Genomic DNA, 22,076 nt, shown 5'->3' on the forward strand with positions numbered 1-22,076 from the left:
ATGGACTCCTGCCGTCAGGAAACTATGGCAAATAATACGTCCGGTAACCGAGCTTCCCGTCGTGGTATTCATAAACCCGGAAAGCCGCCTGCCGCCCCAGCCAGCTGGACAGCGGCGGCCCGGCATACAGCGGGATATTGCCGACCCAGTGCAATTCGTCCCGATGAAAATGTCCGGCAATGACCGCCTTAACCGGATAGCGGTTAAGCAACTCAGTCCACCGCAGACCTTCTTTTGAATCCCCCCAGCCGCTGTGCGAACTGTTTCCGTAAAAATCATCCACCGATGGCGCATGATTAAAAATTACCGCAGGCTGTCCGGCGTGCGCCTGAAGCAGCTTATCCAGACTGCTCACTGGATCGTATCCCTGAATTTTGATTCCGTTCGAAAGCGGTTCGGTGCAGACAAACACGAATTCGACGCCGCCGTATTCCGCCGACGAAATCAGCGGGCCGAACCGGTTGGTGAAAACCGCGACCGTTTCCTCCGGCGATTTTTTCAGCAGGTCATGGTTGCCCGGAACATAATGTACCGGCGCTTTCAGCCCGCTGAAAATGGTCAGCGCTTCGCTGACGACGTTGGAGTCCATGATGCAGTCGTGCATGATATCGCCGGTCACGGCAACGAACGCAATCTTCACCGGCAGAGCATTAATTGTTTTAACCGCCGCGCGCGCCCTATCGGCATGTTCCTGTAAACCGAAATGCGTATCGGTTATCTGTACAAAAAAAACAGGTTCACCGGCGAAAACCGGAAGGTGTGTCAGCAGAATCGCAAAAAGAAAAAACGTCCGTTTCATACCGGAGCTTATACGCCCTTCACCGGAACGGCTCCACCCTTTTCCCACACGCCGGCAACCTTATCCGCCAGACTTTTTTCGTCCGGATAATCCGCCGTTTTGACCCACTCTACGTTGAGCTGATGGCGAAACCAGGTCATCTGGCGTTTCGAAAGCTGGCGGGTGCGGATGACGGTTTTTTCTTTGGCTTCGGCGACGGCCATTTCTCCGCGCAGGACGGCGAAGGCTTCGGCATAACCGATGGCGTGCTGCGCGGTCGAAGAAAGTTTGAGTTCCATTAATCCACGCGCTTCTTCGAGCAGTCCGCCCGCGTACATTTTTCCGACCCGTTCCGCGATTCGCCGATGAAGATCGTCGCGTTCAACGTGCAGTCCAATAACCGTCGGCATTTCGCTCTTCCAGCTTTCGGAAGTTTTCTTTCCTTCCAAAAGCCGGATGAGGCGGCGCGGATTTTCTTTATCGGCGAGTGCTTCGTAAGCTTCCGGTGCGGCGGTGCGCGCCTCGGCCTGCAATTCGGCGAGCGTCATTTTTTCCGTCCGTTCGCGCAGCGCCACGTCGGCGGTTGGCAGATCGTCGAGTCCTTGCAGAAGACATTTCACATAAAGCCCGGTGCCGCCCGCAACAATCGGCGGAGTTTCCGATGACTGGAAAGCCGGACGAACCGCATTGAGCCAGTCGCCGACACTGAAGGGTTCGGTCGGGTCAGCTAGGTCGATACCGAACGTTTTAACCCGCGCCCGCTCTTCCGGCGACGGCTTGGCCGTGCCGATATCCATGCCGCAATAGATATTCATCGAGTCGGCGGAAACGATGGCCGTGCCGGTTCGCTCAGCCAGAATCTGGGCGACGGCGCTTTTGCCCGATGCCGTCGGACCGACGAGCACGAACGCGCTGGGTTTATTCAGAGTCATTGGAGTCGTTTTTCAGCGGATGGCGGGTGTGCCAGAGCGATGAAAGCATATACAGACCCACGGCGATGCAGATGGCGGAATCGGCGACGTTGAAAGACGGCCAGTGGTACGGGCCGATATAAAAGTCGAGAAAGTCGGTGACATAGCCGACACGAATACGGTCGATCAGGTTGCCGCAGATTCCGCCGACCATCAGGCCGAGCGCAATGCGGTGGTCGAGCGTCGGATTGAGCACCTTGCGGTGATAGACCGCCAGCAGAACAAGCACCACGATGGAAAGGAGAATGAGTATCGGCATCTGCCCGCCGAGTATGCCCCACGCCGCGCCTTCGTTGCGGACATAAACCAGATTGAAAAATCCGGGAATGACGGACTGCGGGTCGCCGCCATAAATGAAGTCAGCGCGTACCCACAGCTTGGTCCATTGATCGAACAGAACAACGATCAGGCCCAGAATGAGTACCAGCATGGAGTTCTCCTAGCTGCGCATGGTACCGCCGAAGGGGCGGTAATGAGCGCGGCCTTTTTCGAGTTCGGACTGGGCGCGAACGGTGTAGCGGACATACGGAAGCGCCTGAAGGCGTTCGATATTGATCGGCTGACCGGTCAGTTCACAAATTCCAAAAGTGCCTTTTTCAATCCGGCGAAGCGCCGCGTCGATTTCGAAAATCACTTCCTGCTCGCTGCCCATCATGTTGAGCTCCATTTCACGGTCAAACGTGTCGGTTCCTTGGTCGGACAGCGACGGATCGCGCTGGTTGGCTTCGAGATTATCGCGGGACAGCGTGCTGTATTCGCCGGAAACGCGTTCGCGGAGCGTCAGCAGAACATCCTTGAATTCACGGGCTTCCTTGGCGGTCAGCTTCTTAGCGGCAGGCCCGGCAAGCACTGGAGCAGCCGGTTTATGCACGGGAATCGGAATGATTTTTTTGACGGCCTTCTTCGCGGCGGGCTTTGCCTTGGCGGGGGCCTTCTTAACCACAACCTTTTTGGCCGCTTCTTTTTTAGCCGGGGTCTTCTTGGCAATTGTTTTTTTGACCGCCGGTTTAGCCGGTGTCTTTTTCACGACTTTTTTAGCCGTTTTCTTATTCAAAACTTTTTTAACAGCCATTCGCAAAGCCCTTCCCGTTATCCAAAATCAATGTCCCGCATCAAAAATGAGGGGTGCTTTTAGCACGGCACCAGCAGGGTGTCAATCGACATCCCGCCGGATTTCAGGAAACCGTCAATCCATCCCACGGGACCTCAATGCCGGCGGGCAAAACAGCCTGAAGTTCGTCGTGATCGGAATTGTGCGTTAGGTGCGTCAGGAACGACCGCTTCGCGCCGATCCGCTGTAAATGCTCCACGCACTCCTCAATCGAAAAGTGCGTGGCGTGCTTTCCGGGACGCAGGCCATCCAAAATCATCACATCCAGACGTTCCAACATCCGGAAGCTTTGATCAGGAATGCCGGAACAGTCAGGAATATACGCCAGCCGTTTGCCGTCCGCTTCGACCTGGAATCCGTAAACCGCTTCCTCGCCGTGCATCACCGGAATCGGCGTCACCGTCGCGCCGCCGACATCAACCGTCGCGGCCATTTCCGTAAAGACCACGCGCGGCACACCGCCGAACGAGTGGCTTGTTCTATCGACATAATCAAACTTCACACGCATCGAGACGATAGTTTCCGGCGAACCGTAAACGTGAATGTGCGCCTTCTGCATGTCGCTGAAGCGACGGATGTCGTCGAAACCGAAAATATGGTCGGCGTGCGGATGGGTGATAAAAACCGCATCGACCCGCTCGACACCGAACGTCAGCACCTGATCGCGCATATCCGGCGGCGTATCAAACAGCAGATGCTTTCCGCCCGCCTGAACGTATAGACTGCACCGGCGGCGCTTGTTCTTCGGATTATCCGACCGGCAGACCGCGCAACCGCATCCAATCATCGGAACGCCGTGCGAAGTTCCCGTACCAAGGAAGGTGATTTTCATGACAGTCGTTTAACTTCCAAGGCCCTCGATTGCACGTCAAATCGCGGCCCTCGTCAAAAATCGATCTTAATCATCCCACCCTTTACCTGTTTCACCAACCGGATAGTCCTTCCACAGCTCCAGCGCCCGTTCGCGTCCTTCTTTTTCGATGAATTCCGCCGCGCTTGAAAACGGCCACTCCTCCCACCGGCGGACATAGCCGTGCTTAACGGGATTGTGATGAATGTAGTTCATCACCGCCAGACGATGGGCATCCGAACGGATCCGCCGGTCGGAGCACCGGTGCCAGCATTTTCGTCCGGCCCGGTTTTCTTCCCGGTTCCACTCAAATGACATTCTCCCGTGTAATTTCCCGATGTCTGAAATCAGTGATGCAAGGTCTTTTGTGCAGACCAGCGCGTGCCAGTGGTTCGGCAGAACACACCATGCCGCCAGCCGGTTTTCGTTTTCGATTAAAACCGTACGCAACCGGAATTCGAAGTCCGCCATCCGCCCGGGAGTATGGCCGAGAATCGGAGCATGCTCATAACACGCACCGGCAAGGTGATAATGATGAATGCCAGGCTCTGTATAATGCGGCGGGCTGTGCCACGGTACGCGGCTTTGACGGCGAAGGCGCAAAACCTCCTCGCGTTTCTCCGGTGTCATCTCGCGCCATTCATACATTTCATCGCCCTCAAAGACCGGCTGAAGCCGGAACTACTTGCCTGACCGTGCGCTCACTGCATCATAAATTCTTTGTCAGATCAATCCGCCTGAAGGCGGAACTACATACCTGTCCATAGCCATTCAGCTCACAAGGCATTTAGTCCCGTCAGTGTAAAAGTCATGTAGTTCCGGCTTTAGCCGGTCGGTGTAAAGGGTACGTAGTTCCGGCTTTAGCCGGTTCAGGCGTGGCGGTAGGTGATGCGGCCCTTGGTCAGGTCGTAGGCGGAGATTTCAACGGTCACTTTGTCGCCGATGGAAATGCGGATGAAATTTTTGCGGATCTTGCCGGAGACGTGCGCCAGCACCGTGTGTCCGTTATCGAACTTCACGCGATACATCGTGCCGGGAAGCACCTCGATCACCGTCCCGTCCAATGAAACCAAACTGCCTTCATCTTTCGCCATACAGTCTCCTGACCGATTTGAAGCGCTGTATATTCTTTCCCCGATATTGAAAACAAGCCGAAAATCAGCCGTTTTAAACAACGGCTTCAGTACGGCGCAATCTGCCAAGGCCGGTGCTGACAACACCGCCCGACCAGCCTATGATAGCGATCATGAAGATTGTTCAGCATGCCGAGCAGAGCGAGTCACGGACGGGCCTGAGGGCCGAGGATATCCATAAATGGATTGACGGTTTTTTTGACGCAGAGAGTTATAACGACTTTCAGAAAGCCGGACACAAGCCATCCTATGATCCTTATAACCACCGCAAATACCGCCACTGCGCGGAAGCTCTTGAGGAGGCGTACAAGGAATTTGAAGGCCGTTATACCCGTGAGCAGATCAAGGCTGTTTTTGAAAGCCACCTGAAAGACGATTACGACGGGTACATACCCAATCAGGAAGATTTTGAAAACGGCACGTTCACTGAAAAGTATCATGAGCATGGAACCCGGGAAGCCATTCTGAGTGAGGCGGAGCTGGCAGAATACTTTAAAGGCACAGCCGATCCAAAAAAACAGACCCCACAGCTGTCGCCCGGCTTCTACTGGCGGATTGTCTGGCCGACCGTTTTCGCCGCCATTCTGTTCGCCGCCTCGTCATTCGCTCTGATCGTTCCGCTCTTCCGCCAGAACATGATGGAGCAGAAAAAAGGAATGATCCGCGAACTGACACAGACGGCCTCCAGCGCAATTGCCTTTTATGTGAATCAGGAGAAAAGCGGACAGATCACGCGCGCGGCGGCGCAGGCTGAAGCCGCTGCGGAGGTCGCGCAGCTGCGCTACGGGGATGACCGCAAAGATTATTTCTGGATCACCGACATGCATCCGACCATGGTGATGCATCCCTACCGCCCCGATCTGAACGGAAAAGATCTGACCGACTACACCGACCGGGAAGACAAGAGCAGAAAAAAACTGTTTGCGGAGTTTGTCCGGCTCGTGAAAAACAACGGCGAGGGCTATCTGGAATACCGCTGGCAATGGAAAGATGATCCGACACGCACCGCGCCGAAACTCTCCTACGTGCTTCAAATCCCCGAGTGGAACTGGATCATCGGAACCGGAATTTACATTCACGACGTTGAGGCCGAAATGGCGCGCCTTTCCAGAAAACTGCTGATTGCTGACGGCATCATCACACTGGTTCTCTTTGCCATTCTCGGCAATCTGGTTTTCCAGAGTCGCCGGATCGAACACGACCGCACACACGCTGAAAGCGGCCTGCGCGAGGCCAAAGACCGCTACCGGGCACTGGTCGAAGCCTCCGGCGAAGGCTCCATTCTTGAAGTCGACGGAAAAACCGTTTACTCCAACCACGCCATCCACCGCATGACCGGATACAGTGAAAAGGAACTGGCGGCTATGGATATCTGCTCTCTGCTGGCTCCGGGCGCAGAGGTCAACTTCTTTGCCGCCGATCACTTGCGAAAACTCTTCGCCGGATCCGCCTCTTCCGCCGGCTTTGCCGCCGTGCTGCAAACCAAAGACAGCCGTCTGCTGGATGTCTGGATTTCCACATCACGGCTGTTCTTTTCACAAAAACACGGCCACGTCATTTTGTTTTCAACCCTGGCGCGCGGTCCGGAAGAAACCCTGCGCGGATTTCACCATACCGCTCCGTCCGCCCCCGCCGGACAACCACTGAACACCCTGCCGGATGAAATTGAACAGGCCCGGACCGCCGGCGAAGTGGTTCATATTTTAAAAAAACTTCCCGCGCAAATCCGCCTGCTAACGGATCGGGGAACCCGTACCGAAATTCTGCGGCAGATGATCGGTGAATCCTTCGATGCCGCCATCCGCCGCTTCATCCAGTTTTCACTGGATGCCTCCCCCTCGCCCGTTCCGTTCGCCTTTCTTTCGCTCGGAAGCAATGCACGCCACGACATGACTCTGTTTTCCGACCAAGACAATGCGCTGGTCTTCGCCGATGTTCCGGAGGATCGTTTGATTGAAACTCGGTGTCAGTTTCTCCTCATCGGCGATGAAGTCTGCGGGCGGCTGAGGCAGGCGGGATGCCCCTACTGCCACGGCGGCCTGATGGCGGCCAACCCGAAATGGTGTCTCTCCCTGTCGGAGTGGAAAGATCATTTCCGCACATGGATCGTGCAGGCCACCCCGCAGTCCATTCGCGATGTGAATGTCTTTTTTGACCTCCGCTGCGCCTTCGGCAGCGACGAACTCGTGCAGGAACTTAAAGAGTATGTCCAGGCACTGACGCAGAAGAACCCCGAATTTTTCATGCACTACGCCAACAACTGCCTGCAATACAAAGCGCCGCTGACCCTGTTCGGCCATCTGAAAACCCGGAAACAGGACGGCAAAAAAACAATCAACATCAAAGAAAGTCTCAAACCGATTGAAACCTTCGCCCGCATCTATGCGCTCAAACACAATCTTCCAGAGATTGGAACACTCGAACGGATCCGGCGGTTGCAGGAGCTGGAAATTCTGCAGCCGCAAACCGGACTCGAGATGAGCTATGTCTTTGATTATCTCTGGCACATGCGCTTCTACACCCCGCTCATCGCCATGGAAGGAACCTCATCCGCGAATGACCAGGTGGACATCGAAGCCATGACAGAAATCGAACGGCAAAACCTGCAAAACGTGCTGGCAAAAATCTCCACCTTCCAGACCAAACTCAGCTACGACTTCCTCGGTACCGCCGCCGGGCAGTAGGAGAGTGCCGGGGGGTGGGAGGTGGGTATGGGAGTATGTGAGTGTGGGTGTGTGGGAGTATCGGAGTGTTGGAGTATGGGAAAATTTACGGGTTGTCGACATTCACCCGCCGCGCTACATTCCAAGCGTTGTGAATCAACCCCGTTAAAAAACTGAAGTAAGGCTAATAACACTGTTCGAATAAAAACAATTGGATTACTTATGTGGTTCCTAATTTTAGCTCTAGTAATACTCCCAATAATCTGGATGATGATCACTAGACTCCTAGAAAGCAGGAATATTGATCCAACCGACCCCCTTCGAATATTAACGGTTATTATTGTTGGATTTACTGGATTGTTTTTCGAAAGCGAACTCGGTCTTTTCGAAAAGATTTTTGGCCTGATTTTTTCTGCTTTGATAGGGGGCTTCTTTCTGGCTGTTATGGAAGAAACTCTTATCGTTCCGTGGTGGGAAAGTCTTCTGGAATGGATGAAAAGTAAATTTGGGGGCATGGACAAAGGTTGAACAAAAAAAGGGTTCGAACCACCGCTCTCCCTCTATCGCTGGCTCCGTCCGTTCAGAGTTACGAGAAACGTTCGGTATAAATAATGGATATACCACCTCAAATAACTGAAAAGTTTAGAAAGAACGAAAGCGAAGCCTTCTCAATCCTCGAGGAGGCGAATGAAATTGTCTCCGCCTTTGATGCATCTTCCGTTCAGTTCAGGGTTAGCTCAACAGCTCCTCTCCCGTTACTAACGATTAATGAACAGGCGCAATCAATGGCGTTTATTGTCAGATACGACCACTTACCCGTTCTAAACAGTTTTGTTGCGGGGAGACACCCAGATGGACGCAGATATTTTTTAAATGAGATCGATCAAGTGCGCGCAGCACTAAATGAATACCGAACAATATTTTTCAACAATCGGGACGGTATTCATTACGGAGCAATCACCAACCTTTACCAAAGCGCCTTCAACCGGAAGAGCCCTCACCCATCAATGAAGTATGAGGCCATATCGTCTGAAGGAACTGATGTATCTGACGACTATCTCAACCACTTGAAAACAAGAAAGAAGGCAATCCAGCACGCAATAGGAAGATCAGATTTCGATTACATTTTTAATGGAGTCCTTCAACATTCCGATGGTCAATACTCCAAAAGAATGGTGAAAGAATATACTGATGGATCATTACAATATACCCTATTGAAAAACCTCTTAATTGCCCAAGGCTTGAAAGATTTACTGCGTGAACACTACAAGGTAATCAATGTGATGAATTTCCCAAAAATGGGAGCACTATAAAAAACACCGAACCAGAGCGTTCAGCCTAATTCCATTTTTTCAACCACCGCTTCGGAAATACGCAGGCCGTCGATGCCGGAGCTGACGATGCCGCCGGCGTAGCCCGCCCCTTCGCCGCAGGGATAGAGTCCGCGAATCGCCGACTGTCCGTCTTCGCCGCGAACAATCCGTACCGGACTGGAGCTACGCGTTTCAGATGCGTAAAGCAGTGCTTCGTCCAAAACCACGCCGTGCATACTGCGAAGCATTTTCGGCACGGCACTGCGTAAGGTGTGTTCGACAAATTCCGGCAGCAGTCCGCGCAGTTGCGCCGGACGGGCCATCGTGCAGGATCGTTCCGCCGGAAGATCGGACGGTGCCGCGCCTTCCAAAAAATCCACCAACCGCTGGGCAGGCAGAGAATAATCCGATCCGCCCGCCGCGAACGCCGCAGCTTCCAGTTTTTTCTGAAATTCGATTCCAGCTAAAACATTGTAGCCGAGGTCCGTGACCTCGGATTTTTTACCGCCCTCACGGCGGGCGGCTACAATTGGGAAATCTTCTGTCATCACGGGAACGAGAAAAGCGGCATTTCCCATCGGCTTGTCGCGTCTGGACAGACTCATGCCATTGGTGGTCATCAGACCGGCCGACGAAGCGCAGGCAATAACCAGTCCGCCGGGACACATGCAAAAGGAATAGCAGGCGCGGGCATTTTCCTCTTCGCGGCGCGTCAGCCGGAAACTTGCTTTTCCAAGCGTTGGAAAACTGCCGCCCCACTGTGCCGTATCAATCCGGTGCTGGGGAATTTCGAGCCGCACGCCGACAGCGAACGGCTTGGCTTCGAGCGGTACGCCCTGCTCTGCCAGCATTTCGTAGATGTCGCGGGCGCTATGGCCGGTCGCCAGCACACAGCAGTCAGTACGGAACTGTTCGCCGGAAATCACCGCGCCGCGCACCGCGCCGTTTTCAATTTCGAGCCGGTCGAGCCGCGCGCCGAAGCGCACTTCGCCACCGAGTTCGATAATCCGGTTGCGCAGCGCCGGAACCAGTTCTTCGAGTACGTCGCTGCCGATGTGCGGTTCGGCGTCGATCAGAATATCGGGCGACGCGCCGCAACTCACCAGCGCTTCGAGAAAGCGGCGGACGCGCGGACGGTCTTTGCTGCGCGATGTCAGCTTGCCATCGGAAAAAAGTCCCGCGCCGCCTTCGCCGTAGAGCACATTGCTTTCAACATCCAGCGTTCCGTTTTTCCAGAAGGCTTCGACCCGTTTGGCGCGCGGCGCGGCGGCTTCGCCGCGTTCAATCAGAAGCGGCTTGAGCCCGGCTTCCGCCAGACCGAGCGCGGCCATCAGTCCGGCGGGACCGGCGCCGACCACGAGAATTGGCGATTGAAGATTGATGATTGATGATTGGGGAGTGGAGATCAGGGTTCGGAGTTCAGAAACTTCCTCAACATCGCGCAGACCGGCGGGGAGTTTGCCGGAAAATTCGACTTCGACGGCGACGGTCATACGGGGCGAACGTCCGCGGGCATCAATCGATCGGCGGATGGTTTTCAGTCCGCTCAGCGCCGACGGATTACATTTCAGCGCCTTGGCGGCGGCCTTCAAAAGCTGGTCGGGCGTGTATCCCGGCGGCAAATCGAGCTGGTTAATACGGAGTTTCATAGGATTTTTCTTTAATTCAAAACGGAAAGGTATATGACGGACGCTTTCTTTTGCGACCAAAAAGGAGTTCCATGCATACGCGTTTGATTCCGCAGATTCTCACCTGCTACCGCTCGGGCTATTCGCTGAAGCGCTTCGCCAACGACCTCATCGCCGGACTCATCACCGGTATCGTCGCCCTGCCACTCGCTATCGCTTTCGGTATCGCTTCCGGCGTGACGCCGGAACAGGGACTTTATACCGCCATCATTGCCGGCTTCATCATTTCCTTTTTCAGCGGCAGTCAGGTGCAGATCGGCGGGCCGACCGGCGCGTTCATCGTGATTGTTTACGGCATCGTCCAGCACTACGGCGTCGCCGGACTCACCGTCGCCACGCTGATGGCGGGCGTCATGCTCGTCCTGATGGGCGTCTGCCGCCTCGGCTCCGTTCTTAAATATCTGCCCTATCCGCTGATTATCGGCTTCACCACCGGGATCGCAGTCCTTATCGCCGTCACACAGATTCCCGCTTTCCTCGGCATGAAGCTGGAAAAATTTCCCGGCGAATTCATCGGTAAGCTGGAAGCCATCGGCACGCACCTGCACCTGATTGATCCACTTTCGTCCGCGCTCGGACTGCTGGCGCTGCTGATCATGATTATCTGGCCGCGCATCACCCGCCGTGTTCCCGGCTCGCTGGTCGCGATTCTCGTCACCACTCTGCTGGTTACCTTACTGAAACTGCCGGTTGAAACCATCGGCAGCCGCTTCGGCGGTGTACCAAATCATCTGCCCGCGTTTGCTTTTCCCGCCGTCAGTCTTGAACTGATGCGCGGACTTTTTCAGCCCGCGCTGACCATTGCGCTGCTGGCAGCGATTGAGTCGCTGCTTTCCGCCGTGGTTGCCGACGGCATGACCGGCCAGCGTCACCGCTCCAATATGGAACTGGTCGCGCAGGGCATCGCCAATATCGCCTCGCCGCTGTTCGGCGGCATTCCGGCGACCGGCGCAATTGCCCGCACGGCCACGAACATTAAAAACGGCGGCACGACTCCGCTGGCCGGAATTGTTCACGCCATTACGCTGCTTTTGATCCTCCTTTTCTTCGGCCATTACGCCGCGCTGATTCCGATGTGCGCACTGGCCGCCGTCCTGCTGATTGTCGCCTACAACATGAGCGAATGGCATTTCTTCGTGAAACTCTTCTACAGTCCGCGCAGCGACATCCTCGTTCTTCTTACCGTTTTCTTTCTGACTGTCTTTGCCGACCTGACCGTCGCCATACAGACCGGCGTCGTGCTTTCCGCATTGCTCTTTATGCGCCGCATGGAAGCGGTGACGAATGTCGGTGTGATCGATCTGGATGACACAGAGCGCGCTAAAGACGATCCGAATGCGCTGACGCGGTTCAACGTGCCGAAAGGCGTCGAGGTGTTTGAAATTAACGGCCCGTTCTTCTTCGGTGCCGCCAGCAAGTTTCAGGATGAGATCAGTAAAATCCGCATGCCGAAAGTTTTCATTCTGCGAATGCGGAATGTTCCGGCCATCGATGCCACCGGCCTGCGGGCACTGGAAGGCGTTGTCACCGCCGCGCACCGCGACGGCACCGTCCTGCTGCTTTCCGGTATTCACAAACAGCCTGCCGCCGCCATGAAAAAAGCCGGTCTGATTGAAAAGATCGGCCACGCCAATATCCATAAAGACATCGCCCATGCGCTGGATCATGCCAGACGGATTATCTAGGATCAGAAATGGCCAGCCAGCGGGATAAGTCAAAATAGCCGATTAAATCGCTTTCCTTGATGAGTATTTGACAGTAAAAACTTCGGCTTTGTTTTATCAGCTCAACAAAGGAGATCATTATGTTGCACGAACCGGCGGTTCAGACTGAAAAGGACAATGCGTCCGACTGGAAAGCGAAGTTAGGCATTAAGCTGTTCTGGCTTTATTGCGCAATCTATGCGGGTTTCGTCACGCTGGCGGTTTTCGCCACCGAAACGCTAAAAACACCGGTACTGGCCGGAGTGAATCTGGCCATCATCTACGGCATGGCGCTGATCGTTTTTGCGCTCATCCTCGGGCTGATCTACAACCACGTCTGTACGAAAAAAGAAGATGAGATGAATAAAGGAGAGTCGAAATAATGAATTACACAGCCAGCCCCATTGCCGTGGCAATTTTCCTGATGTTCGTCGGTTTTGTGCTCGGACTCTCCTTCTATTATGCGCGCAAAGCCAAATCGGCCTCCGGCTACTTCGCCGCAGGCGGAACCATTCACTGGTTTGTTAACGGGGTCGCTTTCGCCGGCGACTATCTCTCCGCCGCTTCCTTCCTCGGAATTTGCGGCATGATTGCCACCATGGGCTATGACGGATTCCTCTATTCCATCGGCTACCTCGCCGGCTGGATTGTAGCGCTGTTTGTAGTCGCTGAACCGATGAAACGCCTCGGCAAATATACCTTTACCGACGCGCTGGACTCCAAATTCAACTCGAAGGGAATTCAGCTGATGGCGGCCATCAGCACACTGGCCGTTTCGGTATTCTATCTCATTCCGCAGATGGTTGGTGCCGGAGCACTGGTTACACCGTTACTCGGTCTTCCGCAGTGGGTTGGCGTGATTATGGTCGGCGCGATTGTGATCACCATCGTGGCCACCGCAGGCATGACGTCCACCACCTACGTCCAGTTCCTTAAGGGCGGACTGCTGATTATCTTCTCCACCGTGCTTGTCATTGCGGTGCTCAATAAAGGTCTTTCAACCGAGCCGGGCAGCAAAACCTTCTTCCCGAAGCAACTCAATGCCGCAACGATAATGACGACAGGTGCTGACGGATATTCCTTTGTCGCAAAAACGGACGACAAAAAATCAGGCAAGAGTTTTGCAAAACTGGCAAAAGACGGCATCGAAAGCTGGTGGCTGATCAAAGGAGCCTCACTGGAAGAGGTTCAGTCCCAAACCGTGACACCGTCCGGAACGCTCTATAACGGTGCACCCAAAGAAGCGAATCTGTTCAAGTCGGTTGGGCATGTAACCAAGTTGCTTGACGAAAACGGCAGCGAGATCGACAAAACCGGCAAGATCGGCCCGTTTAAATATCTGGCCGCTCTCTCCCGGGCCGAGGTGGTGCGCTATCCGAAAGGCGCACAAGTCAAGCTGACAGACGGCGACGCACACGTGACACTTTTCTGCCCAGTGGTCACCAAGGGTGCCGACCTGCTGGTTCCCGGTCAGAAATTCAAGACCAAGACCCCGGTTGAAAAGATGAACTTCATCTCGCTGATGCTGGCACTCTTTCTGGGTACCGCCGCTCTGCCGCATATTCTGATCCGTTACTACACCGTTCCGTCACAGCGCGATGCCCGCAAATCGACCATCGTGGCCATTGGCGGAATCGGATTCTTCTACGTCCTGACGCTGTTTATGGGTCTCGGGGCCATGACGCTCGGCGTAATTGATATGACGGATGACAATATGTCCGCCCCGCTGCTGGCCAGCTCATTCAGTCTGGTGCTCTTCTCCATCATCTCCGCGATCGCCTTTGCGACGGTTCTCGGAACTGTTTCCGGCCTGATTGTCGCGGCTTCCGGTGCGGTGGCGCACGATCTGATGGATAAGTTTATGAACGTCAAAATGACGGATCATCAGAAAGTGAAAGCCGGAAAAATCGCCGCGATTGTGGTTGGCATCATTGCAATCGGCCTCGGAATTTCCTTCCAGGGTATGAACGTGACCTTCCTGGTCGGCTGGGCCTTCGCGGTGGCCGCCTCAGCTAATCTGCCGGCTATCATCATGCTTCTGTTCTGGAAAAAGACGACCTCGAAGGGGATTGCCTGGTCGATTGGTGTCGGCATGATCTCCGCGCTGGCAATTATCCTCACCTCGCCGGACATGTATGTGCAGTACAAGCTCAATCCGGCAACTGCGCTGCACAGCCTCAACCAGCCGGGCATCATCTCAATCCCGCTCAGCTTCATCACGCTGGTGGTTGTATCGTTGTTGACTCAGAAAAAAAATAAGAACTGAAAGGAGTTCCTATGATCAAAAAAATACTATTCATCCTCAGCGTCATCACTCTTAGCTGCGCCGCATCGGACAGCCTACTCAAGCCGATCAACGACCTCGGTTACGGAACCTGGACAGCTCGCGCTCAGACTCTCAGCATGTACCGGGATTTTGAGAGCCCCGCCTCCGGCCCGGAGAACGCCTACTCAACAACCGCCGGTCTGCGCCTCGGATACACCTCTCCGGAGCTGGCCGGGTTCAGTTCCGGGTTTGTTTGGGATTATGCGGAACCGCTGAATGCCAGTGACGACAGCAACAACGGTAAAACCCTTCTGAGCAATGGACGCATTAATGTGCTGACTGAAGCCTGGTTGAAATACAACTTGGGCGCAATTGGGCTGACCAACACGTTTGTCAAAGCTGGACGGCAAGTCGTCAACGGCGAGGTATTCCGCGCCGACGAATTCCGCCAGAAACCCCGCTCGCTGGAAGCGGCTCTTCTGACGACGAAAGATATTCCCAACACCGTGCTGACGGTCGGACATGCGAATCGTCTCAGCAACTGGCAGGACGATGGAGACAAATGGCGCTTTAAAAACATCGAAGATACCCTCGGAACGACGGCCTACGGAACACACGGTGTCTCATGGATCGAAGGCGTTTACAAAGGCATCACCAATCTTGAAGTAGCCGTCTATGACGCCTATGCCTACGACATTGCCAACATCGCCGGCAGCCGTGTCAAATACACCCTAACGGACACCACCGCCATCAACGGCTATTACCGCCATGAAGAAAACGTCGGCAAAGGCGTGGATCACAAATCCGACATGTTCGGAACTTCGATTGAGCAGAAGATCGGCGGAGTCACTCTGGAACCCGGCGTTCTCAGTATCCGCGGCGACAACCTGCTCTTTCAGGAAACCACCACTGGCATCAACCACCCGCTGGGTTCATCCATGATGATCTACTCCGGAATCTTTAACGGCGGCGCAGATAACTATTACCTCAAAGCAAGCACGAAGATCGGCAAGACATCGCTTTATGCACTCTACAACTATACCTGCCAAGACAACCTCAGCACCACGGGGATGAAAGACGGGCAGGAGCTCGACCTCGTCGTGAAACAGCCGATCACCGATCGCCTCACCGTCGCACTCAAAGTCGGCGCGGGCTATCGCGACAGCAAGAGCGGCACTACGGGTGATACCGTTGCCACCGACGCTCGGCTTTTCGTCACCTACGACTTCTAAATTCGACGGTTGATTAAGAAAAGCGCTCCGGAAATCCGGAGCGCTTTTTTCATGCCGAAGGAATGCTTCATTATTCCATCGACCAGAGCCGGATTGGTATCCAGGCCAGTTGCATATAGGCCCGATCATTCTTTTGGCCGAATGCCACGAGGCCGCAAAGAAAGTAATAGGACGTCAGCCGGTCGTATTTGACCCGGCTGAGCGAAGTCGAGGGCCAGACAAAGCAGTCGCCCATTTGATCCTGCTTAACGCCGTCCAGCGTCGTTGTGACCCGGCAAAGCGAATCCGGAGCCATCACATTCGGACATCCGGGCATCTGCTGTTCCTTGGTGACCGGCATTAGACTGGATTCGTATGCCACCAGCGGAATGATACCGGCCCGCATAAACCTCTGGTAAGCGAGACAGTCGCCGCGCGGATAGTCATAAACTTCCGAATCACCGGCGACAAAGAGACCGGCTAAAAACGGCAGGATGGTTGTACCCCAGCAATCGGTCTTGATACATAAACTGCGCCCGCCGCGCTTCGCGTCGGGCAGCCAGAACGACCGTTCGCGATACGGCCCGGCCGGAACGCTCCAGACAAACTCCCTATGAAGCTTGGCTTTGTATCCAACATAGGCTCCTCGCTCAAAGGTCAACGCCACATCGCTGGATTCAGCTTCGATCCGAATTTGATCCATTTGCTGAGGCGTCGAAACGGGGAGATAGTCCGCCCACTCTCTTCGGGTCGCGGGGCCGTTTCCTTCCAGCGAAGCAAAATTACAACAGCCGCCAAGCAGCAGCAAAAGGAACGATATTACAGACAGAAAAACAGGCTTCATTGTGCGGGCTTGTGTAAGCAATCTCAGCCGGGAAGTCAACTGTTCGCAGGTTGTCTTTCCGGATTGTGTCCGGTAAACTCCGGAACATGAAAAAGGTTCTGTTCTCCGGCCTCCTGCTCGTCTCTGCTATGGCATTCGGCATCGAGAAGGGAGCGTCCCGTACCGCAGTTCTCGCCGAACTGGGCGAACCGAACGGTTCGATGCGGCGCGATGGAAAGGAAATTCTTCTGTTCAAGACCGGCACAGTAACCCTTCAAAACGACATCGTGACCGGAATCAATCTCTCGCAGGAATATGCGCGCAAAACCGAGGAGCGCGCATTGAAGGCCAAAGAAATCCGCGCGGCGGAACGAGTGGAACTGGAAAAACAAAAACAGCTTTATCCGGAAGACCACGTCATCCAAACCGGATGCGCATACAGCAAAACCGAAAACTGGGAAGCCCTTCCCGAATCCATCCGCCCTGCACACGGGAAATATGCGTATGATGTTTACCTTCCGCCGGGCTATCACGGATCGGATCGGCACTACACCTGTCTTTTTCTGGAAGCGCCCGCACTCTGGGACAGCGTAAAGGAACGTGTCCGCAAAGAAAAATGGATCGTTGTCATCCTGCCCGATGTCGCGCAGGAGCAGATGGGAAAGACGATCAACGGAAACTTTCTCGCCGCGTTCGATGATGTAACCGCACGCTTCCGGATCGCCAAAGACCGCATCTTCACTGCCGGGAAAATTCCGGCAGCCCTTTTCACTACCATGCGGCCCGTCGCCGGAATTATTCTTCAGGATCCCGACTTCAGGGGCATTGAAAGGGCCGGATTTAACCCTGACTTCCTCCGTAAAAATCCGGATCTGCGCGCCTATGTTCTGCTTGGCAACAGTGATCGCGACAACGTGTCCTATCAGGCTCAATTTATTGTCAGTCAGATTCCGAAATACCACATCGAAGTCTATCTGGATGAAAACCCGGTTCTTCCGCCAGCCCTTGCTGACGGAGCAATCGATTGGATAAAAAAAGAATACAACCTGCCCTGAACCGCCAAGGAGAAAAAATGAAAAAGCTAATACTGCCTGCGATTCTGCTGTTTCTCGCCGGATGCGACTACGACATTCCGCTGAGTCAGACTCCTTCCGCGCCCGCCAACCCGGCCTTGGCTGGAAAATGGAGCGGGCAACCCGCCAACGAAAAACCGGTTCGAATAGAAATTAAAACATCCGGAACGGATTACAGCGTCATCTACACCGAGGGCGGCGACGAGCTGACCTTCAAAGGATTCGAAATCAAAGCCGCCGGACTGAACCTGATCCAGCTGGAATTGAAAGATGCCGAAAAACAAAAATACCTCTTTGCGAAATACGAACTGACTCCGGACGGTCTGTCCGTTTACCGACTCAATCCGGAAGTCGTCTCCGCCAAATGCCAAACCGCCGAAGAGCTATTAAACGATCTGGCGGTTCACCGGAACAACCCGTTTCTGTTTTCTGAACCGCTGAAATTCACCCGATCAGTTCAGCAGTGATTGCGCGGCCAGATAGCCGGTCGTCCAGGCCGCTTGCAGATTGAAACCGCCGGTCAGCGCGTCGATGTCCATCACTTCACCGGCGAAATAAAGGTCGGGAACCAAACGACTTTGCATCGTTTTAAAATCGATTTCCTTCAGCCGGATGCCGCCGCAGGTGACAAACTCCTCGCGGTGCCGGTTTTTTCCGGTAATCGGCAGAACAAAACCGCTGACCTGCGCGGCGATATGCCGCAACGCCTTGACCGGACATGCGCCCCACTCGCGTGCTTCATCCACACCGGCACGAGCGACCAGCAGTTTCCAGAGTCTGGCTGAAAGGCCGACCGGCGACCACGTTCCGACCTGCTTGCGCGGCGAGGCGGCGCGGAATTTTTCCAGCGTCTGAAAAACCTGTTCCTCGCTCTGCGCCGGAAGCCAGTTGATTTTCATTTCAAAACGGTAATTTGTTTCCGCCAGCGTCCGCGCACCGAACGACGAAAGTCTCAAAACCGCCGGGCCGCTGACGCCGCCGTGCGTAATCAGCAGTGCGCCGTCGGCTTTCAGTCCCGGCGCGCTGACGCGGACATCTTCCACGACGATTCCGGCCAGCGCGGTGAACTCTTTGTCCGACGTGTTAAACGTAAAAAGCGACGGCACACACGGTTCAATCGTATGGCCGAGCCCTTCAATAAATTCGCCGCCGCCGGTCGCCACCAGCAGTTTCCTGCAACTAAGCTGTTCGCCGTCCGCCAGCTTGACGTTGAATCCGCCGTCAAATCTCCGGACTTTGAAAACTTCCGCGTTCGTCCGGACATTCACGCCGGTTGCCAGCAACGCGTTGATGACATCTTCAGACGTATCGGAGCGCGGAAAAAGACAACCGTCGTCGAGCGTTACCAGCGGTACGCCGTGCGATTCAAACCACTCGACCGTCTCCGCCGGGCCGAAGCGGTGAAACGGACCGATCAGTTCCGCGCCGCCGCGCGGATAGTTTTTCACGAACTCGCGGATATCGGAACATTGGTGCGTCAGATTACAGCGCCCGCCGCCGGAAACGCGTACCTTCGCCAGCGGCTTCGCGCCCTTCTCCAGCACGAGAACGTTCAGCTCCGGCGCGGCTTCGGCGCAGACCGCGGCGGCGAAAATTCCCGCCGCTCCGCCGCCAATTATGATGACATCAGAAGAAATCATTTGGCTTAACGTCCATGGAACAGCCGGTCGGTGTAGTCTTTAAGCGTGTGTCCGTTACGCCGGACATCGCGCTCCGCCGCCGGAATAAAAATGAACTGAATCGCCACCCAGACGGCAATCACCAGCAGGATCAGCGTCAGACACCCCAGCGGCAGTTTATAAAATTTTGCCATGGCCGGAGACTACACCACCGAACAAAACACGGAAAGGTTCCAGTTGCCGGAAGATTTCAGCAACCGGAACTATTTTCTTTTTCCTTTCTTTTGATACTGGTTTCTGAGATTGAGAGAGTGCGATTTTTTATCCATCGCGTGGTAAACAAAAGAAACGGAACAGAAAACAGTATGAGCATTCCAAAAGTATTGATTATCGGAGCAGGACAAGTCGGGTTCAGCATCGCCAAACATTTGCTTTCATGTAATGCGGCGCATGTCGCGCTTTACGACGTACGGCCCGGCGTGGCAGAAGGTATGGCCCTCGACCTCTCCCACTGTCTGTTTAACGTCGTGCAGTGTTCCTGCGACGGAACCGATCAGGTTGATCAAGCCTTTGAAGGAGCCGACATGGTCGTTTTCTCCGCAGGCGCTCCCCGTCAGAAAGACCAGAAGCGCATCGACCTGCTGATCCAAAACGCCAAAATCGTTTTAGACATCGCGGAAATCGCGAACCGGAAAGTTCCGGCGGCTCCTTTCCTGATTATCACCAATCCGGTTGACGTACTTTCCACCATCGTGAAAAGAACCTTCCCGAAAATGCATGTCATCGGAATGGGCTGCGGACTGGACACCATGCGATTCCGGTATTACATCGCCTCGTGCCTGAAACTGCCTACCGGAACGGTCGACGCCTTCATTGCCGGATCTCACGACGACACCATGATGCCGCTATGGGAAACCGCCCGCGTAGGAGCCGTTCCGCTGACCAATCTGATTTCGGAAACTGACCGGGAAAAAATTCTCGAACTGACCCGTTCATCCGGCGACCGGATTGTGAAGTCGTTGGGCCGGGGCAGTTCGGCCGCCGCCGGCGTACTGGGCGCACAGATGGTTCATTCGTACTTTTCGGAAGACGGAACGGCCTACAGCGCAGACTGCTTTATGACCGACTGCTTCGGCGTCAAAGACTGCATGATTTCCCTGCCCTGCGTGCTGTTTAAAGATGGCGTTCATCCGATCAAAACACCGTTCACCGAAGCACAGCGGATTCATTTCGAACAGACCGCCCGCCGCATCGATGAAAACGCCAAAATGGTTCTCGACGGAATTAAATAGACGAAGCGTTTGAACGCCGTGGATATCTCGGCCTTCGGAGTTTAGAGCCTCGCGCAAAGCCGCCAAGGCGCAGAGAGTTTCTAATATGGAAGCGTAGACGCGACGCCCTCGTCGCGTTTTACTATGAATGAATGCGACGAGGGCGTCGCATCTACGTTTTATAATGTGGAAGCGGCATCCCTGCCGCTGGCCAGAGGCAAGGATGCCTCTTCCACACTAAAACTCCTCATCGGAAAATCGCGGCTGTACAGCGCCTTCGGTTCCGCTAAAGTCGGAGCAGACCGGAAAGCATGAACCTAAACGAAAGGGGCGAACGATGAAACAGGTTGTATTCTATGCATTGGCGGCGGGACTGGTTCTGAGCGCAGGCTGTTCCAAAAAAGAGGAAAAACCATCTGCCCCGGCGGTAAGCGCCGCAAAACCTGCCATGCCGACAACCGTGGCACAGATAACCGGCAAAGTCGCCGCAGTCACGGCACAGGCTCAGGCCGCCACCAAAGAAGTCGCCCAGAAAGTTGAAGCTGTCAAAAGCGCGCTAACGGTTAAGCCCGATCAGGTCATGGCCGAGCTCAACCAGCCGATCGCGGACATCAAGGCCAAAGCCGCCGCCCTAGGACAGCCCGAACTGTTGGCCTACGCCAACACCTACAAAACAGTTCTACTTGAGAAAAAAGATCAGCTCGCCGGACTGACCAGCCAGCTGAAGGCTCTGCCGATGGCCGACATGCTCGGCGAAAAAGGTATTGCCCTCAAAAATCAGCTGAGCCAGTACACCGCCCAGCTCGCCGGACTCAAAGAACGCTACAGCGTCTACCTCGACATGCTCAAAAAACTCGGCGTCAATCTCTCGGCATTTGGAATTTAACTTTCCTCGCCAAGGCGCAGAGAGCTTCCAATGACTGTAAACGTAGACGCGGTGTCCTCACCGCGTTTCTTAGCATGGATAACGCGGTGAGGACACCGCGTCTACATTTTGGAAAAATTAACCTCGAATGGACGCGAATCACCGCGAATGGAGCCGCGCGCAGCGCTCTGGAGTGCGGCGGCTCGACGCCGCTTTCAAAACATCGAAGATTTTTGACCGCCAAGGCGCAGAGCGTTTCTGAACTATGGAAGCGTAGACGCGACGCCCTCGTCGCGTTTTACTATGAATGAATGCGACGAGGGCGTCGCATCTACGTTCCCCACGTGTGGAAGCGGCTTCCAGCCGCTGGCCAGAGCAATGATCCCTCTTCCATCTTGAAACCCGTCAAGCAGGATATGAAAACGAATGTCGGGTTGTGATTCCGAAACCTGCAAACCATAGTGATATTCAACTGGACGACACCCAAACGCCGCCACATACCTACATCGAGCTGAAAATCGACCATCTGCCCATCATCAAAGAGGTGGTGATCGGTCCGAAAGCTGAACGGAAGGAAGAATGGGCCGCTGCCTTCAAAGTCCGCCTCAGTCAGGTGAATAAAGAGAAAGACATTCCCGTCAAAATATCAACCCTTCCGTTTAAATAGCCGAGTCGCTTCCAATGTCTGGAAAACTTGGCGACTTCTTGACTCGGCGAAGCCCGCAGAGCGAAGACGGT

Annotated in this window: 24 protein-coding genes; 13 read left to right on the forward strand and 11 right to left on the reverse strand. The window is 54.6% G+C overall.

Annotated features, from left to right (window positions below):
• Positions 1–22: 22 nt before the first annotated feature.
• From HOO88_06495 to infA, 7 genes are all read right to left on the reverse strand, one after another.
• Positions 23–799, reverse strand: a complete 777-nt coding sequence (locus tag HOO88_06495) for a hypothetical protein (GenBank protein ID NOU36402.1) — start codon at positions 797–799, stop codon at positions 23–25.
• Positions 800–807: 8 nt separating this feature from the next.
• Complete coding sequence (gene miaA, locus HOO88_06500) at positions 808–1,710, reverse strand: tRNA (adenosine(37)-N6)-dimethylallyltransferase MiaA (GenBank protein NOU36403.1); 903 nt, start codon at positions 1,708–1,710, stop codon at positions 808–810.
• Entirely contained in the window at positions 1,697–2,179 is a 483-nt protein-coding gene (gene lspA, locus HOO88_06505; GenBank protein NOU36404.1) for a signal peptidase II, read from the reverse strand. The genes miaA and lspA overlap by 14 nt, the downstream gene beginning before the upstream one ends.
• 9 nt (positions 2,180–2,188) lie before the next feature.
• A complete protein-coding gene (locus HOO88_06510) occupies positions 2,189–2,821 on the reverse strand; it encodes a TraR/DksA family transcriptional regulator (protein ID NOU36405.1) in 633 nt (210 codons plus the stop codon).
• 103 nt (positions 2,822–2,924) lie between these two features.
• A complete protein-coding gene (locus HOO88_06515) occupies positions 2,925–3,692 on the reverse strand; it encodes an MBL fold metallo-hydrolase (protein ID NOU36406.1) in 768 nt (255 codons plus the stop codon).
• Positions 3,693–3,758: 66 nt separating this feature from the next.
• Positions 3,759–4,358 carry a hypothetical protein gene (locus HOO88_06520; GenBank protein NOU36407.1) on the reverse strand — a complete coding sequence of 200 codons (600 nt, stop codon included), beginning with the start codon at positions 4,356–4,358 and terminating at the stop codon, positions 3,759–3,761.
• A gap of 221 nt (positions 4,359–4,579) precedes the next feature.
• Positions 4,580–4,804 carry a translation initiation factor IF-1 gene (gene infA / locus HOO88_06525; protein NOU36408.1) on the reverse strand — a complete coding sequence of 75 codons (225 nt, stop codon included), beginning with the start codon at positions 4,802–4,804 and terminating at the stop codon, positions 4,580–4,582.
• Between the two features lie 152 nt (positions 4,805–4,956).
• Here infA and HOO88_06530 point away from each other — a divergent pair, with 152 nt between their 5' ends.
• The 3 genes from HOO88_06530 (at position 4,957) to HOO88_06540 (ending at position 8,819) form a co-directional block, all read left to right on the forward strand.
• A complete protein-coding gene (locus tag HOO88_06530) occupies positions 4,957–7,527 on the forward strand; it encodes a PAS domain S-box protein (protein NOU36409.1) in 2,571 nt (856 codons plus the stop codon).
• Between the two features lie 246 nt (positions 7,528–7,773).
• Positions 7,774–8,034 (forward strand): hypothetical protein, encoded by a 261-nt coding sequence (locus HOO88_06535; GenBank protein NOU36410.1) that lies wholly within the window; start codon positions 7,774–7,776, stop codon positions 8,032–8,034.
• A gap of 83 nt (positions 8,035–8,117) precedes the next feature.
• The gene (locus HOO88_06540; protein ID NOU36411.1) at positions 8,118–8,819 is read left to right on the forward strand and encodes a hypothetical protein; all 702 of its coding nucleotides are present in this window, start codon (positions 8,118–8,120) and stop codon (positions 8,817–8,819) included.
• A 20-nt stretch (positions 8,820–8,839) separates the two neighbouring features.
• On the opposite strand, the gene HOO88_06545 is transcribed toward HOO88_06540, so the two are convergent.
• Positions 8,840–10,468, reverse strand: coding sequence for an FAD-binding protein (locus HOO88_06545; protein NOU36412.1), 1,629 nt, complete (start codon positions 10,466–10,468; stop codon positions 8,840–8,842).
• 71 nt (positions 10,469–10,539) lie between these two features.
• Between HOO88_06545 and sulP the strand changes: the two genes are divergently transcribed.
• The 4 genes from sulP to HOO88_06565 all read left to right on the forward strand — a co-directional run bounded on the left by sulP (position 10,540) and on the right by HOO88_06565 (position 15,708).
• The gene (gene sulP / locus HOO88_06550) at positions 10,540–12,192 is read left to right on the forward strand and encodes a sulfate permease (protein NOU36413.1); all 1,653 of its coding nucleotides are present in this window, start codon (positions 10,540–10,542) and stop codon (positions 12,190–12,192) included.
• Positions 12,193–12,311: 119 nt separating this feature from the next.
• Complete coding sequence (locus tag HOO88_06555; protein ID NOU36414.1) at positions 12,312–12,593, forward strand: DUF485 domain-containing protein; 282 nt, start codon at positions 12,312–12,314, stop codon at positions 12,591–12,593.
• A complete protein-coding gene (locus tag HOO88_06560) occupies positions 12,593–14,476 on the forward strand; it encodes a cation acetate symporter (GenBank protein NOU36415.1) in 1,884 nt (627 codons plus the stop codon). The genes HOO88_06555 and HOO88_06560 overlap by 1 nt, the downstream gene beginning before the upstream one ends.
• Positions 14,477–14,487: 11 nt before the next feature.
• On the forward strand, positions 14,488–15,708 hold the full coding sequence (locus HOO88_06565; protein NOU36416.1) for an outer membrane porin, OprD family: 1,221 nt from the start codon (positions 14,488–14,490) through the stop codon (positions 15,706–15,708).
• A gap of 70 nt (positions 15,709–15,778) precedes the next feature.
• Here the strand turns inward: HOO88_06565 and HOO88_06570 are convergent, their stop codons facing one another.
• Positions 15,779–16,531: a hypothetical protein gene (locus HOO88_06570; GenBank protein ID NOU36417.1), complete on the reverse strand. Its 753-nt coding sequence runs from the start codon at positions 16,529–16,531 to the stop codon at positions 15,779–15,781.
• 86 nt (positions 16,532–16,617) lie between these two features.
• On the opposite strand from HOO88_06570, the gene HOO88_06575 reads away from it, so the two are divergent.
• Both HOO88_06575 and HOO88_06580 read left to right on the forward strand, forming a co-directional pair.
• Positions 16,618–17,565: a hypothetical protein gene (locus tag HOO88_06575; protein ID NOU36418.1), complete on the forward strand. Its 948-nt coding sequence runs from the start codon at positions 16,618–16,620 to the stop codon at positions 17,563–17,565.
• A gap of 17 nt (positions 17,566–17,582) precedes the next feature.
• Entirely contained in the window at positions 17,583–18,050 is a 468-nt protein-coding gene (locus HOO88_06580; GenBank protein NOU36419.1) for a hypothetical protein, read from the forward strand.
• Here the strand turns inward: HOO88_06580 and HOO88_06585 are convergent.
• Both HOO88_06585 and HOO88_06590 read right to left on the reverse strand, forming a co-directional pair.
• Positions 18,036–19,223: an NAD(P)/FAD-dependent oxidoreductase gene (locus tag HOO88_06585; GenBank protein NOU36420.1), complete on the reverse strand. Its 1,188-nt coding sequence runs from the start codon at positions 19,221–19,223 to the stop codon at positions 18,036–18,038. The two genes, HOO88_06580 and HOO88_06585, sit on opposite strands and share 15 nt — an antisense overlap.
• A gap of 5 nt (positions 19,224–19,228) precedes the next feature.
• Positions 19,229–19,396 (reverse strand): hypothetical protein, encoded by a 168-nt coding sequence (locus HOO88_06590; GenBank protein NOU36421.1) that lies wholly within the window; start codon positions 19,394–19,396, stop codon positions 19,229–19,231.
• A 171-nt stretch (positions 19,397–19,567) separates the two neighbouring features.
• Here HOO88_06590 and HOO88_06595 point away from each other — a divergent pair, with 171 nt between their 5' ends.
• From HOO88_06595 to HOO88_06610, 4 genes are all read left to right on the forward strand, one after another.
• Positions 19,568–20,494, forward strand: coding sequence for a hypothetical protein (locus HOO88_06595; GenBank protein NOU36422.1), 927 nt, complete (start codon positions 19,568–19,570; stop codon positions 20,492–20,494).
• 123 nt (positions 20,495–20,617) lie between these two features.
• Complete coding sequence (locus tag HOO88_06600) at positions 20,618–20,788, forward strand: hypothetical protein (GenBank protein ID NOU36423.1); 171 nt, start codon at positions 20,618–20,620, stop codon at positions 20,786–20,788.
• A gap of 22 nt (positions 20,789–20,810) precedes the next feature.
• Entirely contained in the window at positions 20,811–21,359 is a 549-nt protein-coding gene (locus tag HOO88_06605) for a hypothetical protein (GenBank protein ID NOU36424.1), read from the forward strand.
• A gap of 415 nt (positions 21,360–21,774) precedes the next feature.
• Positions 21,775–22,005, forward strand: a complete 231-nt coding sequence (locus tag HOO88_06610; protein ID NOU36425.1) for a hypothetical protein — start codon at positions 21,775–21,777, stop codon at positions 22,003–22,005.
• The last annotated feature ends 71 nt before the right edge of the window (positions 22,006–22,076 follow it).

Source organism: Kiritimatiellaceae bacterium (genome assembly GCA_013141415.1).
Classification (GTDB): domain Bacteria; phylum Verrucomicrobiota; class Kiritimatiellia; order Kiritimatiellales; family Tichowtungiaceae; genus Tichowtungia.